General features: G+C 59.6%; 12 protein-coding genes. 1 reads left to right on the top strand and 11 read right to left on the bottom strand.

Annotated elements, in window-relative coordinates; all coding sequences use genetic code 11:
- Window positions 1–65 precede the first annotated feature (65 nt).
- Window positions 66–2,810, bottom strand: coding sequence for a phosphoenolpyruvate carboxylase (ppc, locus tag AK2_RS12760; protein ID WP_067935031.1), 2,745 nt, complete (start codon window positions 2,808–2,810; stop codon window positions 66–68).
- A gap of 332 nt (window positions 2,811–3,142) precedes the next feature.
- Complete coding sequence (locus tag AK2_RS12755) at window positions 3,143–3,457, bottom strand: hypothetical protein (protein WP_067935026.1); 315 nt, start codon at window positions 3,455–3,457, stop codon at window positions 3,143–3,145.
- Between the two features lie 223 nt (window positions 3,458–3,680).
- Between AK2_RS12755 and AK2_RS12750 the strand changes: the two genes are divergently transcribed.
- Entirely contained in the window at window positions 3,681–5,363 is a 1,683-nt protein-coding gene (locus AK2_RS12750) for a fused MFS/spermidine synthase (protein WP_067935024.1), read from the top strand.
- A 50-nt stretch (window positions 5,364–5,413) separates the two neighbouring features.
- Here AK2_RS12750 and AK2_RS12745 read toward each other — a convergent pair whose 3' ends face one another.
- The 9 genes from AK2_RS12745 to AK2_RS12705 all read right to left on the bottom strand — a co-directional run bounded on the left by AK2_RS12745 (window position 5,414) and on the right by AK2_RS12705 (window position 14,778).
- Window positions 5,414–6,424: a HoxN/HupN/NixA family nickel/cobalt transporter gene (locus tag AK2_RS12745; protein ID WP_067935022.1), complete on the bottom strand. Its 1,011-nt coding sequence runs from the start codon at window positions 6,422–6,424 to the stop codon at window positions 5,414–5,416.
- Window positions 6,425–6,498: 74 nt separating this feature from the next.
- Window positions 6,499–8,100 carry an ethanolamine ammonia-lyase reactivating factor EutA gene (locus tag AK2_RS12740; RefSeq protein WP_067935019.1) on the bottom strand — a complete coding sequence of 534 codons (1,602 nt, stop codon included), beginning with the start codon at window positions 8,098–8,100 and terminating at the stop codon, window positions 6,499–6,501.
- Complete coding sequence (locus AK2_RS12735) at window positions 8,097–9,212, bottom strand: cupin domain-containing protein (RefSeq protein ID WP_067935017.1); 1,116 nt, start codon at window positions 9,210–9,212, stop codon at window positions 8,097–8,099. Before AK2_RS12735 ends, AK2_RS12740 begins: the two co-directional genes overlap by 4 nt.
- Window positions 9,213–9,241: 29 nt before the next feature.
- Window positions 9,242–10,513 carry a Rieske 2Fe-2S domain-containing protein gene (locus AK2_RS12730; protein WP_067935015.1) on the bottom strand — a complete coding sequence of 424 codons (1,272 nt, stop codon included), beginning with the start codon at window positions 10,511–10,513 and terminating at the stop codon, window positions 9,242–9,244.
- Window positions 10,514–10,690: 177 nt separating this feature from the next.
- A complete protein-coding gene (locus AK2_RS12725) occupies window positions 10,691–11,458 on the bottom strand; it encodes an IclR family transcriptional regulator (protein WP_067935012.1) in 768 nt (255 codons plus the stop codon).
- Between the two features lie 142 nt (window positions 11,459–11,600).
- A complete protein-coding gene (locus AK2_RS12720; protein ID WP_067935010.1) occupies window positions 11,601–12,731 on the bottom strand; it encodes a zinc-dependent alcohol dehydrogenase in 1,131 nt (376 codons plus the stop codon).
- 126 nt (window positions 12,732–12,857) lie between these two features.
- Window positions 12,858–13,850, bottom strand: coding sequence for an ABC transporter substrate-binding protein (locus AK2_RS12715; protein WP_067935008.1), 993 nt, complete (start codon window positions 13,848–13,850; stop codon window positions 12,858–12,860).
- A gap of 60 nt (window positions 13,851–13,910) precedes the next feature.
- Window positions 13,911–14,129: a Rossmann-fold NAD(P)-binding domain-containing protein gene (locus AK2_RS12710; protein WP_067935001.1), complete on the bottom strand. Its 219-nt coding sequence runs from the start codon at window positions 14,127–14,129 to the stop codon at window positions 13,911–13,913.
- Between the two features lie 52 nt (window positions 14,130–14,181).
- The gene (locus tag AK2_RS12705; RefSeq protein WP_067935000.1) at window positions 14,182–14,778 is read right to left on the bottom strand and encodes a cupin domain-containing protein; all 597 of its coding nucleotides are present in this window, start codon (window positions 14,776–14,778) and stop codon (window positions 14,182–14,184) included.
- Between the last annotated feature and the right edge of the window lie 48 nt (window positions 14,779–14,826).

Genomic DNA, 14,826 nt, shown 5'->3' with positions numbered 1-14,826 from the left:
CCGGCCGCCGGGGCACGAGACCGGCGGCCGGTGAGCGGATGAGTGGCGTGCGTTCAAGGGCTGTGTCAACCCGTGTTGCGCAAGCCGGAGGCGATGCCGTTGATGGTGAACAGCACCTCCCGTTCCAGCTCGGGGGCGTCCTCGCCGCGGGCGCGCTGCTGGCGGAGATCGCGCAGCAGCAGGACCTGGAAGAAGGACAAGGGATCTACATACGGATTGCGCAAGTTGATGGACTCGCGGATGACGCGGAAGTCGGCGAGCACATCGTCGCGCTCAATGATGTCAAGCACCACCCTGCGGGTGCGGTCGTACTCCTCGCGGATGCCGGCAAAGATGCGCTGGCCGATGGACGCGTCCTCCACCAGCCGCACATACTCGGGCGCGATGCGCATGTCCGCTTTGGCCAGGGCCATTTGCAGGTTGTCTATCAGGGCCTTGAAAAACGGCCAGTGCCGGTACATGCGGCGCAAGGCCTGGAGAGTCTCGGGACGGCTTTCGACAACAGCGCCGACGGCGCTGCCAAAGCCGTACCAAGCGGGCAGGAGGTGCCGGTTCTGCGTCCACGAGAACACCCAGGGAATGGCCCGCAGGTCCTGTATGCGGGCGCTGCTCCTGCGCTTGCTCGGGCGCGATCCGATGTTCAACCGCCCTATCTCCTCTATCGGTGTGGCCTGCTGGAAGTAGGTGAGAAACTCCGGCTGGCCGTAGACAAAGCGCACGTACGCCTGGCGCGAGGCTTCCGAAAGCCCTTCGACACAGGCGGACCAATCGCGCTCTGTGGCCTGCATAGCTTCGGTCTGCACGTTGGCGGCGCCGACCAATATGGCGGAGACCGCCGCTTCGAGGGAACGCCGGGCGATGTCCGGGTGACCGTAGCGCTGCGAGATGATTTCGCCTTGTTCGGTGATCTTCACTTTGCCACGCAAGGCCTCGGGCGGCTGAGCGAGGATGCTGCGCTCCAAGGGTCCGCCCCCGCGCCCCAACGCGCCGCCGCGGCCGTGGAAAAACTTCAGCCGCACGCCGTGGCGCTCGGCCGTTTGCAGCAGCGCCTTTTGCGACTTGTACAGCTCCCAGTTGGACGTGAGATACCCGCCGTCTTTATTGCTGTCCGAGTACCCGAGCATGATCTCCTGCTCGCCGCCGCGGGCGGCCAGCTGCTGTCGATAGACCGGATGGGTGAACAACCGCTCGACAATCTGCGGTGCGCCGCGCAGGTCCTCAATCGTCTCGAACAAGGGCACGACGTTGAGCCGGCTGACGACGCTGCCGTCCGGCTTCCAGCGGAACAGACCGGCTTCCTTGGCGAGAATGAGCACCTCCAACACGTCGCTTACGTCAGCGGCCATGGAGATTAGGTAATCCTGGATGCACGCCTCGCCGAACAGGTCTTTGGCCCGGCGGACGACGTGGAACACTTTCAGTGTCTCGGCGGTCGCCTCGGAGAGGTCCTGATAGGGGCTGACCAGAGGGCGCGCATCCGCCAGGAGCTCGGTCAGCTTGTCCACCTTGTCCGCTTCTGGGAGGCCCCGGTAGTCGCCCAGGTGCGCCACCTGGAACAGCTCGTGCACTGCGTTTTCGTGCACCTCGCTGTGCTGGCGGATGTCGAGGGTGGCCATGTGAAACCCGAACAACTCGACCTGGCGCAAGAGCGGCCGCACGTGCACGGCGACGATGTCCTCGCCGCGGTGGGCCAACAGCGACGACTCCATCAGGCGCAAATCGGCCAGGAACTCGTCTGGGCTGGCGTACGGTTGTGCGGCGGACGCGTCCACCTCCGCGGCCGATCCGTGAAACCGCGCCTTGGTCGCCTCCAGGCGGCGCTGGATTTGCGAGATCTTCTCCCGATAAGGTTCATCGGGCGGATCGGCCACGGGAAGGGAAGCCAACAATTCCGGGCTGGCGCCGGTCAGCTCCAGCGATTGGCTGAGCTCCCGGCCCAGCTGTACGAGGCGCTCCTGATACTTGCGCATGGCCAGATCAAAGTGCAGGACCAGGGTCTGGAACGTGATGTCCGCGGTGACGAACGGATTGCCGTCTCGGTCCCCGCCCATCCAACTGCCGAAGCGAATGAAGGACGGCACACGCCAGCGCCGGTCTGGGTAGTGCTCGGCCAGCTGCTCCTCCAGCTGCATGTGCACATGCGGCAATACGTCGAACAGGATTTGATCCAGAAAGTACAGGCCGTTGCGCACCTCGTCCAGCACGGTGATGCGCTGCTTGCGCACGGGACTGGTCTGCCACAGGCCGACAATCTGGGCGCGCAGCGACTTCTCCAGTTGGCGCAGCTCGCGCGGGGTGAGCAAAGGATCATCCAGCTTTTGCAGGATGAAGGCAATCTGCTGGTGCTTGTCCAGCACAGTGCGGCGCGTGGCCTCGGTGGGGTGGGCGGTGAGCACCAGTTCCAATCCCAGGCGCTGCAGCAAATCGGCCACATCGTCCGCAGTGTAGCCGGCTTCTTTCAGCGTGTGCAGGGCGCTTTGGATGGTGGCGCGGCCGACCTTCTCGCCCTGCGCGTGCTCATACTCGCGGCGGCGGCGGATGCGGTGGTTCTGCTCCGCGATGTTGACCAGCTCGAAGTACAGGGAGAACGCGCGAATCACGTAGCGGCGCTGAGCCTTGGGCACTTGTTCAATCAGACGGGCGAACGAGGCGGCGCTTTCATCCTCCTCGGATTGGCGAAACTCCTTGGCGGCGGCGCGGATGCGCTCGACCCAGTCGAACACCTCCTGGCCGCACTGCTGGGTGACGACCTCGCCGAGCAGGTTGCCTAAGAGTCGAATATCGCGGTGCAAGGGTGCTTCGTTGGACACGCTGCGACCTCCTCCACTCCCCAGCCCGGCGCGTGACGCGTGGAACTGGCAGTGTTTGGTCTGGGAATGATAAGTCAGCGATTAGAAATGTGGCCGCGCCCCGGCCGCGGGACTTAGAACGGCCGACCGGGCCGTCTTTTGGCCCAAGGGACGGACAAGTGAAAACAAAAGGGCGTCCCAACTGGAAATCAAGCTGGAATCGTCCGGCAGGCTGATGAAAACGCCCCTTCTAGAACTTTCCGTTTCTCTTGAGCGATTGCGTATATACATATCAAGTATACATGGAAGAGGGTCCGGCGTCATGTTGGAGAGGAGAGGTTTCTGGCTGAAGGTTACTGGTTTTCTGCGCGCAGCTCTAGGCAGGCCTCAATCGCGTCAAGCCGGGCCGCCGCTTTGTCCTGGCGGCGCTCCAAGAGCGGAATCCGGCTGACATGTCGTTCAACGGCTTCCAGACGGAGTTCGAGGGCGTCTACACGCGCGATCAGGTTGTCCACGCTGACGCTGAGTTTGTCCACCCGCACGACAAGGTCGTCCACTTTTTTGGCCAGTAAGGCCACCTGCGTGTTGGTATTGGCGACGATACGTATTAGTTCTTCCGTCATCGACTCCATGCGTTCCAGGCGCTCTTCCCACCGAGGTTTCTCCAATGCATCTGACCCCCGTTTCCGATTGCATGGCTTCATGATTCGCCGGGTGGGCCCAGGATCCTGCCGGGATCGACAAAGATGGAGGAAGTTTCACAATAGGATTTCCGTTGCGATGAGACGAGAGCCCTGCTGCAACTTTCCGTTTCTCTTCGGCGATTGCGTATATACTAAGTATACGTGGAAGAGTGTCCGACATCTCGTCGAGAAGAGAGGAGCACGCTGGTTGGACAAGCCTCGGGTAACGGAAGGGATACGAACGGATGCGAACGGGCGAAACGGTGTGCGGGAGGGACGGCGTTTCATCCGCTACCTGTACGTGTACGTGGTGGTGACCGGAGCCTCCGTCATGGCGTTGGAACTGGCGGCGTCGCGGTTTTTGGCGCCGTACTTCGGCACGTCGATGATTGTCTGGGCCAACGTGATTGGCCTGATATTGCTGGCGCTGTCGGTTGGGTACGTGGTGGGCGGACGCGTGGCCGACAGGTGGCCGCGGGTGCGTCTGTTGATGGGATTGTCGCTGGCGGCGGGGCTGTGGATGGCGACACTGCCCTTGTGGGGGCAGCTGATCTTTCGCGGATTGTCACACGGCATCCTGAACACGCCGATTGCCACGATTGTCATCTCGTTCATCGCCATCTTGCTCGTGTTCGCGCCGCCGGTGTTTTTGCTGGCGATGGTCAGCCCATTCACCATTCGCCTGGCGACGGGCGCGAGAGCCGACGCAGGCCCCGGCGCGGGCGCGCAGGCCGACCAGAACGCGGGGTGGGACAATGCGTTACCTTCCCCCGGCCAGGCACTCGACGTGGGGCGCGTGGCAGGCAACTTGTACGCGTTCTCGACGCTGGGGAGTTTAGTGGGGACGTTTGGCACGGCGTTTGTCACCATCCCGTTTTGGGGCGTGCGGGAGACCATCTTCTTTTGGGCGGCGGTGCTGATGGCGGCGAGCCTGTGGGGATTGGTGCAGGCGGACATGCTGCGCATCGGCGCGTCACTGGTCTTGGTGCTGGTGATGCCGCCCGTGGCGTCCGGGGCGCTGCCCGGACCGGCGAGTCCGTACGGGCACGTGTTGTGGAGCCGGGACACCCTGTACCAGTATGTGCAGGTGGTGCGGGAGACGGACGGATCGATCGCGCTGATCTACAACGAGGGCGGCGGTGTGCAGTCGCTGCGCCGGCCGGGCGACGCGCTCAAAACCGGCGACTACTACGACGACTACCTGGCGCTGCCGTACCTGCGCAAAGGGGCATCGCGGGTGGTGGTGCTGGGATCCGCCGGTGGCACGATTCCCCACCTGCTGGCCAAGTACGTGCGGCCACAGCGGCCGGACTTGCGGGTCACGGGTGTGGAAATCGACGGCGACGTGATTCCATTGGACTTCCGCTACTTTGGGGTCAAGCCCGGCGACGCCCGGTTTGTCAACCAGGACGCGCGCGTGTTCGTCCGGCAGGCCCCGGCGCGGACGTACGACATCGCGATTGTCGACGCATATACGAACCAAATCTACATCCCGTACGAACTGACGACGGTGCAGTTTTTTCAGGAGCTGAAGTCCCGCTTGACGCCAGGCGGGCTGGTGGCGATGAACGTCAATGCGACGAGCCCACGCTCGCGGCTGCTGCTGTCGATGGAGCGGACGCTGCAGGTGGTGTACCCCTACGTGTACTGTATTAAGGCGCGCGGACTGTACAACTACATCCTGCTGGCCAGCGAGGACCCGGTTTCGACAGCGGGACTGGCGCGAATTCCGCGCGGCAGCGCGCTGGCCTCGGTGGCGGCGGATTGGCCGCGGCGGCTGGTGCCGCTCAGCGAAAAAGACACAGCGGGCGGCATGGTGCTGACCGACGACCGGGCGCCGGTGGAGATGCTGACAGATTCGATGATCTTTGGCGCAGCCAAAGAACGGTGAGAACGGGACAGCAGAAGAACGGGATAAAACAGGCGCGACCGTTTTCCACCTCACGGTGTCGCCTTGCTCCATCTCTCCTCGACACGAAACAGCTTCCAGAACCCGAACGACATCGCCCACACCAGGATGAACAGGGCGACCAGAAGAAAGCCCAGCCGTCCCAAATCCAGCTGTTGAACCCAGTCCCAGAGCGCGCTGTGCAAACCGAGTTGTGAAACCAGCGCCTGGGCCAGCTCAATCACGCCAATCAACAGCGCCGCCGCCACGCCCAGACCGGTTACGGAAAGATTGTAGTACACCTTCCGGAGCGGGGTGGACAAAGCCCACTTATAGGCGGTCGTCATAAAGACTCCATCCGCGGTATCCATCAGGCTCATGCTGGCCGCGAACAGCACGGGCAACGCTAAAACGCCCGGGAGGGGAACGGCATTTTTCACCGCCATGGCGGACATCGCCAGTAAGGCGACCTCGCTGGCCGTATCAAAGCCCAAACCGAACAGAAGCCCAATCGGATAAATGTGTGAGCTTTTCGTCACCAGCCGCAGCAAGGGACGCGCCAGGCGCGCCACCAGTCCGCGCGACAGCAACAATTCTTCCACGTGCTGTTCCAGATGCCCGCACGTGCGCATCTGGGAAAACAACCGATAGACATCAAACAGGATGAACAAATTCACCACACCGATGATCAGCAAGAATACCCCAGACACGACCGTTCCCACCATACCTCCGACGGTCTGCAGCTGGGGCAGGCGTCGTTCTACCACGTGCACGGATAGCACTGTGAACACCGTCATGCAGGCCACCACAGTCGAGTGTCCCAAGGAAAAAAAGAATCCCACGCCAATTGGATCCGCTCGTTGTTGCACGAGCTTTCGCACCGTGTTGTCGATAGCGGCAATGTGGTCGACGTCAAAGGCATGCCTCAATCCGAACGTGTAGGCCAAAAAAGCCATCCCGATGAGGCCGGGGTGACGGTGGGCAGCGACCACGAGCAACGTGACGCCCAGCGCATGCAATCCCCCAATCAGCACAGCGTATCGCAACCATCGGCGTGGATTCATGGATAGACTCCTTTCCGCTGCCTCCACATGTGTGTATGGGAAATATTCAATACGCTCTCAAAAAACTCCGACTCTCACTGCACCGGCGGATGCGTGGATGATGCGTGATCCCAGCCATCCCGCAATTGAAACACCAGCGATTTCACCGTGACGGGAACGACACCGGCCGGTTCTATTTTTCGGCCAATGTCCACGTAATCAAAATCGTGCAGGTGAATGCCGTCCAGGATTAACAGCGGACACTTCACGCCGAATTCCTCCTGGAGAAGGTGACCCACGGTTTTGGCGATGTCGCTGTCAAACAGCATGGTCACCTGCCGTCGCCCGCGAAACGAAGTCGGAAGTCCATGGCACAACCCTTCGCATAGGGCGTGCATGCGGTCATACGTCGGGAGGCCACCAAAGTGGAACGACAGCGCCACATCGGAATTTCCTTCTTCCAAGTCGAACCGGTGAAAGTGATCCAGGATCTGTTTTCCCATGGCCACCGGATTGATAGCGGAGTCCAAATCACACGGTGGATGCAGGACTGGCACGTTCCGCACCGGTAACACTCGCGGGCTCGACAGAAAAATCGTGTTGCCACTCACCTGCACGCTGTATTCGGACGCACCCACGACCGTGGCGCGCAGACATTCTCCGGCGCGGAGCACCGGCCCAAACTGCCCACGTTCAAACTGCCGGCGCACGGCCACTCCCAGAAAGCGACCGAGGTCGCCAAAGTCCTGGTCAGTGAGGCCGTACACGTATTCCCCCACGCCGCCCGAGAACACGACGCCATCGTAGGGCCCGCGCCGCTTGAGAGGGGGAGTGATGTACAACTCTTTTACGGTGTCCGGGAGCGGCTCCGGTGCCAAGGCCCGGGACAACTGCACGGCAAGCCATGCGGAAATCTTGTCCTTGACGGCTTGCGAGACCGCCTGCCCAATCTCCAGGTGAATGCCAAGCCCTTCTGCAATCCTTTGTCCGGCCGGCTCCAGTCGCGTCAGCCTTCCCGATGCGTCGGTCGCCATCAAGCGGCCCCCGATATGCAACGCGGCCGTTTCGACGACGCGTCCGGACTCGACCACGGAAAGCTTCGTGGTTCCCCCGCCGATGTCCACGTTCAACAAGCGGGATCGTTGTTGGTGCGAAAGACGCACGGTGCCCGAGCCATGCGCGGCCAGAGAGGCTTCCATGTTATGCCCGGCGATAGCACAGACAAACCGCCCGCCCTGGCGGGCCAGCATGTGGGCAATCGCCTCCGCGTTTTCCCGTCGAATCGCCTCTCCCGTCAGAATGACCGCCCCTGTATCCACACTCGCGTGCGGAATGCCGGCTTCCCGGTAAGCCTCAGCAATGTATTCTTCGAGCTTCGCCTCGTCGATTCGATGGGGTCCAGAATACGGGGTCAGCCAGATGGAGGAGCGGTAGACCGACTCCCGCTCCACCACCTGGTATCGGCTGGACAGGTCACTCCCCAACCGATGCAGCGTCAATCGAGAAAATGCCACCTGTGTGGAGGCGGATCCGATATCCATGCCCACGCTCATCAGTTCAAAATGGTCGGACAACCACAGGCCATCCGTCTCTGGAGACCAGTCCTCATCGTCGTGAAAGTGGTCGTCACCGGTCTCATGCATCCACAACATCGGAAGACCCCGCACGTCAGGAAATCGAACCGGTTCCACATTCATCGACTTAAGCCGTCCTTTTCGAGCTGAGCGAGTTCAGCCTCGTACACCGGCTGCATCTGCGACTGCAGGCCGTGTTTGGCCAGTTCGCTTTCAAACACCCTGCGAACCTGCGGATCCTCGTCGGCGTAATCAATTTGATCGCCGCCCAGGCGTTTGCTGATCCAGGCCTTGGGCACTCCCTGCTCGTTGCGAATCGCGGTGCCCTCATATTTCAAAGCCAGGTATCGTGCCGGTGTCGCCCCCGTATTAAAATGCTGATGGTACCAGCGATCCGGTGGCACAATCATGCTGCCTTCTTTCCAGTCGTATCGCCGCAACGGCGAGTTCTCCGGCCACATGAAACTGAACCCCTCGCCGCTGAGAATGATAACGTGCGCGCCCGGGCCATGCAGATGCGCCTTCTTGTAGGTCCCGACCGGAAATTCGGAGATGTGGCTGTTCATGGAACCCTTGGCTAAATTGAAACGTATGTGACCGCCGCCCGCCCCACGTTCTTTGGCGCTGATGAGCGGCAGGGAGCGGGTATCTGCCACAAAGTTGGTTTCCAGTAGAAACCCTTTCTGTGTGCCCTCGTCGGCAAAGTAGTCGGGCTCCCCGCGGAACCGGCTGCGGAAATCATACGCAGTGTTGAACACGAAGTCTGTCTCTCCGTACAGGTTGATGACCATGGGGGCATTCGTCACCGCGAGAAAGCGTACTTTTTCCAACCCGGAGCTGTTGAAATGCTGGTGCCAGCAGTTGAGGGGAATGGCGAACAGCGACCCAGCCTGCCACTCGAACGTCACCCTGGCCCCGGCGTCATTCCACACCGATGTCGAACCATGACCGTCGAGCACGTAGATCATTTCTTCGTACAACTGGCGCTGTGGCGCCAACTTCCCGCCGGGCGGAATATCGCATACGTAGCAATCATTGGATGTCCGCGAAGACTCGTGATTGATGAAAACACCCGCACCGCCCCGCCGCGGCCACGGCTTGACCTCCACGGTGTGCAAATCCGGTACATAGTGGGCCGCGATGATGTCCAACCCTTCCTCCCGCACCCAGGCCTCATACCTGGAGTCCTTTTCTGTGGCAAACCGTTTCGCCAACTCCTCCGACACCTTGGCCATCCCATTCACCTCCATGCATGTACGCCCAGTCAAAATTTTGCCGCCAGTTCTTCTTTCAAGCCTTCCTGCCAGGGAACACCCTTGGGCAGAATGCGGTCGCAACCCCGCACGTTGCGGTACGTGCGCGGATCGACCCCGCGTGGCGGCTTGCCGGACTCCACTTCGCGAGTCGCCTCCAGCAGCAACTGCCTGGCCACAATGATGGCAGCGTCGGCAGAACCCAGGCGCTCCTTTGAACGGTCGACAATGGGAAGCATTGTCTCCTGCAAGGCAAAGTCCTGAGTGTTGATTCCGGAGATGCCAGTGAACGTTTTCGTGCGCTGCACCTCACGGTCAATCAGGTAGTCGTTCGATTTGTTCCTCTTCAACCGGTAGCCAGGCAACATATCCTCCGGCCCACGCCCGAACAAGGCCTCGTGTTCCAAGCAGTATTTCCGGGGCAACGGCCGCTGTGGGTCGGCGGAATAAAACCAGTTGTAGACGCAGCAGTGCTCGTCGTCCACGGGAACCCAAATGTGGCCGTTCACCGACGGGTATCGCTCGGGTTCGCCGGTGCTCCAATTCGTCATATATCCCCGCATCTGCTGCGCCGGCATAATAAATTGATAGGCTCGGACGTAGTTTCCATCGCTCCCTAGGTCGCGGATGCCTACGTACGTGAATCCATAAGGCCGTTTATGCACTTCGAGTTTGGGCGCAGTGGCGCGGGTGCGTAAGGCCTTCTTGTCCTGCAGGTTATTATTGTGTGCGAAGGAAGAATGCGATGTATCGATGCCGCCTTCGAGCGCCTGCAAGTAATTGCAATCCTCAAATGTCTTGCTGACGAATCGATGGGTTTCCGGCGCGCGAATCCATTCGTAATCTGGATAGGGAGGCTGCTCGTCGCGTGGTCCCATGTACGTCCAGATGACGCCGCCTCCCTCCCAGCAGGGATAGGCGACCGTCTTGACCTTGTGTTTAAAGTTGCTCTCCGGTGGCTCGTTGGGCATATCCACACACTGCCCGGTCACGTCAAATTTCCACCCGTGATAGACGCAGCGAAGACCGCATTCCTCATTGCGCCCCCAGAACAGGTGCGCCCGCCGGTGTGGGCAGTAGGCGTCCAGAAGCCCCACGCGGCCATCACTGTCGCGGAATGCAACCAAGTCTTCCCCGAGCAGCCGGACGCGAACCGGGGGACAGTCAGGCTCCGGCAGTTCTTCGGACAAAAGCGCCGGGATCCAATACCTTCTGAACACTTCTCCCATGGGTGTGCCCGGACCGGTTCGTGTAATGCGTTCGTTGTCCTCTCGCTTCAGCATCGCCCTCACATCCCCTTCCATTCTTGTGTCAAGAGTCATTATAGGGATGGGTGCCGAGAGAACGGACCGTGGTTTCTGGTCTGTGGAACACTAATAGAAAATTTTTTGCGTGCGTCCATACGGGCGCCTAGGCCTCCAGACGGGCAGCTGAAACCGGTGAACGGTATGCGGTGGATATCATCCGTCGCCGTCGAGCTGTTCCGTGATCAACCGACTGTAGACACGCATTTCGCGCACATATTCCTGAACCTGATTGGGGAAGAACTCGGATTTCCCCGCAGTGACACTGAGCGCCGCAATCACTCGTCCCTCCTCCGTCGCCACTGGCACTGCGACGGAACAAGCTCCCTTCGTGGATTCTTCATACGTGGTGGCATACCCGTTTTTACGTATTGCCAGCAGCTGTTCCCGGATTATCTCTGGGTTCACGATGGTCCGCCTTGTATACGCTTTCAACGGTCTCCGAAGAACCCGTGCGATTTCCTCCTCGTCTTGATAAGCGAGCAACAGCTTGCCGACCGCGGTGCTGTGGCACGCCACTCGCTTGCCGATGCTGCTGAACTTGGTGGTCTCCTTGTCCTCTGGCAACTTGCACAGATACACGACCGCCCCCTGGTCGTAAACGGCCAGCCGCACCACCCGGCGCACCCGATGCATGAGATCAATCAGCAAAGGAAACGATTTGACACGGATCTCCATCCGCCGGTAAGGGATGGAACCCAGCACGAACAGCCCGAGCCCCAGACGGTATTTGTGGGAGCGTGCATCCTGATCCACCAATCGCATTTCGCTGAGCGTGTGCAAAAGCCGGTATACGGTGCTCTTGGCGATGCCGAGACGGGCGCTCAGTTCGCTGATCCCCAACTCCGGCTTTTCATCTGAAAATTCTTGAAGAATTCGGATAGCGTTGTGAACCGATGACAGATGTGCCGCTGCTCGAGCCACTTCATGTACCTCCTAAACACTCACGTGATCCGGGACACGGCGCTGCCATTTTACCGACTGCTATTTTCGATATTTGTAGCAAGTATTATATATCACAATATCACAGCGGCAGGTCGTTGTCGTCCGGACCGCTTGTGGAAAGTCACGATGAAGGATTCGAGTGCCTTCCTTTCTTCACCTGCGCCAAGCCGGGAGATACGGCCACCAATAGGGGATTCGGTTCACCCTCACCCCCAGCCGTCCGGAGCGCCAAATCCGTATCCTGGAGGCTGAAGTGGTGAGAGTTCAACAGATGTATGGGAAACCTACCATCCGCGATGCAGTCGATAGCCATTTCGACAGACCGGTGGCTATGACCACGCAACCCTTTCACGGTTACCGACTTCGCCACCACTTGATCGACGTCCCAAGCTGGAATTGTTTGGTGTTTGTAAGCGGCCAACGCGACGGTCCCACCGCGCCTCACGATGTCGAAGGATTGCTTGACCGGGTCGGATCCACCCGACGTCACATCAATGACCACATCTGCGAGGTCTCCTCCCGTAAAATCGAGCACCTTCTGGGACAAATCCTCATGCGTCACATTGACGATGGCGTCCGCGCCGAGCTGGCGAGCCAATTCAAGTCGATGGCGACTGCTTTGCCGGCCGACAACCATCACACTTGCCCCCAAGGATTTTGCGGCCAACAGACAGGCTAACCCCTGCTGCCCAGGCCCCTGGATGACCACTGTCTGACCGAACCTCACGCCACACTCCACATCCATCCACTCGAAACCATTCGCTATCGGCAATGTCATCGCAGCTTCCACAGACGGGACGTGTGCGGGCATGCGGTGCAAGACCGCATTGGGATGAAGGTAGAGGTATTCTGCAAACCCTCCCCACAACGCCGGCGGCACATCAATGGGCGTGTTTCCGTAGCGCAGCCCGCCGCGGCGTGAATCGGTGAAGGGGCAGGCACGGTACCTCCCCCGCCGGCACTCCTTGCATTGCCCGCACGGAATGTACTCCTCCATGGCCACTCGGTCTCCCTCATGGAGCCCCCATCGCCGCGAAGCCTCAGCGCCAAGTCCGGACACAAACCCGACAACATGATGCCCGAGGATGCGCGGTTCCCGCACGGTCGCGTAGTTGGCCACATCAGTCCCGCAGACGCCGACCGTTTCCACCTGCAACACGCCGCCATCCTGCGGTACTTCGGGCCGTAGAAATTCTCTCAGCTGTGTTTGTTTAGGAGCCCATGCTACGGCCGCCAAGACCTGGTTCACCATGAATGTGCACCTTCCCCGCGTTCGATTCGCACGTGACTCAAATCCTCGTCACGTAACGTCCGGAAATTACTCCGTGTTTTTCTTTTTCTTTTTTCTATAGAAGAGATGAATCGCCCGCTAGATCCGCTAGATGATGTAAGATTCCAGCGTTGCAGGCGCAAATAATTCCTCAACTGATAACGGTTGGCGAATCATCCCTTGTTCATACGAGTACGCAACGGCGGCTTCGAGGGTCGCCCGGTTTGCCGCCACCCCGTAGGGCCAAAAATCTTTTCCCATAATGGATTCGGTCCGTTCCACTTCGGCGGTCAACCACGGTAGTGTGACCTTCAGCGCAGCCGTCTGCCGAAACCCGTCGTACACTGCCTGTTTGGCCGCCACGAATGCTTTGTACAAGTTCATGGCCAGCCATGGGTGTTGCTGCAACACGTCGTCTCGTATTACAATGACATGCATTATGGGGAATATCTTGGTTCTCTCGAAATAGCGGCGTTCTTGCTGTTCATAGTCTGGGAAGAGCCGAGCCACGTTCGGAGACCCGTTCAAAAACGCGGACGGTGCGCGAGGACCTATAAACGCATCCAATTCTCCGGCATCCAACATCCGGTTCAAGGTTTCATTCGGCCCAATCGCATGAACATGGACATCTTTCGGGAGATCCAACGGGACCTTCTCAACACGCCCCGGAGTCTCCTCGCCGCCCACATACCACTCCACGTCGCTCGGATGTACACCATACTCGTGCTGAAGAATGCCGCGAATCCACAAACACGCGGTTAGTTGGTACTCCGGGAGCCCGATACGCTTCCCCCGCAGGTCTTGCGGCCGGGAAATTCCCGCTCGTTTATGGATAAAGATGCACCCATGGCGAAACGCCCGCGACGGAAATACTGGGATGGCCGTAAAACGCGGAAACCCCCGGTCACGAGCGATTAAATAGGAAGAGAGAGACAGTTCTGCCACGTCGAATTCCTGGTGCCGCATCATACGCCAGAACGTCTCCTCAACCTCCATCGACAAAGGATTCAGGTCCACCCCTTGTACAGTGACGGATCCATCAAAAAGCGCTGCCACCCGGTCATAATTCCAGCAGGCAAACGATAACTGCAACTTTCCCATAGAGCCCTCCTAGAAACGTGTCAGCCCTGTCACCACATCCGCCTTCCTGTGCGGGCGGATCTACCAGACTTGAATGATATCGGCCAAGCATGCAGCCTCTTCTGGGCTTCGTACGTTCTCGCCATCACGGCGGGCGACTTCCCATTCGTCTCGATCCTCTCGAATTCCGAAGATGACGGTAATGCCGTGTTTCCGCAACTCTTGTGCGTGCCATCTTCCATCCTCGCGATAGCCGAAAATCGCTATAACCTGCCTGGAATTTTGCTGGTCGGAATTCACACCCATCACTCCTGCCTGTTGTTCATTCCCACTTCCACCCATGACTTATGGGTCAACGCCGGAGCGCCTTCGTTACCCACTCCGCATGGATGCGTTGATTGGGCACATACTCAGGAGCGTTTTCCAGCTGCTCCAGGTCGTTCAACCCCGAATATTTGTAGATGCGGTTGACCGCAGAAATCAGCCGCGCGGGCTTTTCGGGATCTGAGTTGAAGTGCTGGTGAATCGTATTCGGAGGAATGTAGATGACATCGCCCGCCTTCCACTCGAACCGCTTCACCTCATCCTGCGACTTCCAATGATACGTATCTGTAATCTCCACGTCACAGTCCTGGTGAAGGTCGTATCCCCGACCTTCCAACACGTACAGGCATTCTTCCGCGAGATGACGGTGTTTCCCGGACCGACTGCCGGGTGGAATCACCTGCATGTAGGCGTCCACAGTCTCCATCCGGGTGTTCATTTGTTCGTTAATCATGTGTTTGAGGATGCCCTGTGGCGCCAGTTCCCACGGCATCTCCCAGGGATGAATGATCTTTTTCCGCATTTGATCACGCTGTGGTCGTTCTGCCGCATCATCCAGCGTATCCTGATAGAACCGCAGGGTGAGGTCACCCTGGTTCCACACCTTCGACTCGCCCCAAGCCATGTTTGTCCCTCCCGTTCCATTGCCTGTGCTGTCCCTGTCGGGAGCAGA

The organism is Alicyclobacillus kakegawensis NBRC 103104 (genome assembly GCF_001552655.1).
GTDB lineage: Bacteria > Bacillota > Bacilli > Alicyclobacillales > Alicyclobacillaceae > Alicyclobacillus_G > Alicyclobacillus_G kakegawensis.
The sequence above is the reverse complement of the archived record's forward strand: the minus strand, read 5'-3'. Positions and strand labels throughout refer to the sequence as shown.

What these genes read in the sequence shown, in the direction of transcription:
- AK2_RS12740 (WP_067935019.1), bottom strand. Translation starts at nt 8,100, where the DNA reads ATGAATGTGGAACCGGTTCGATTTCCTGACGTGCGGGGTCTTCCGATG.
- AK2_RS12715 (WP_067935008.1), bottom strand. Translation starts at nt 13,850, where the DNA reads ATGGGAAAGTTGCAGTTATCGTTTGCCTGCTGGAATTATGACCGGGTG.
- AK2_RS12745 (WP_067935022.1), bottom strand. Translation starts at nt 6,424, where the DNA reads ATGAATCCACGCCGATGGTTGCGATACGCTGTGCTGATTGGGGGATTG.
- AK2_RS12735 (WP_067935017.1), bottom strand. Translation starts at nt 9,212, where the DNA reads ATGGCCAAGGTGTCGGAGGAGTTGGCGAAACGGTTTGCCACAGAAAAG.
- AK2_RS12730 (WP_067935015.1), bottom strand. Translation starts at nt 10,513, where the DNA reads ATGCTGAAGCGAGAGGACAACGAACGCATTACACGAACCGGTCCGGGC.
- AK2_RS12720 (WP_067935010.1), bottom strand. Translation starts at nt 12,731, where the DNA reads ATGGTGAACCAGGTCTTGGCGGCCGTAGCATGGGCTCCTAAACAAACA.
- AK2_RS12705 (WP_067935000.1), bottom strand. Translation starts at nt 14,778, where the DNA reads ATGGCTTGGGGCGAGTCGAAGGTGTGGAACCAGGGTGACCTCACCCTG.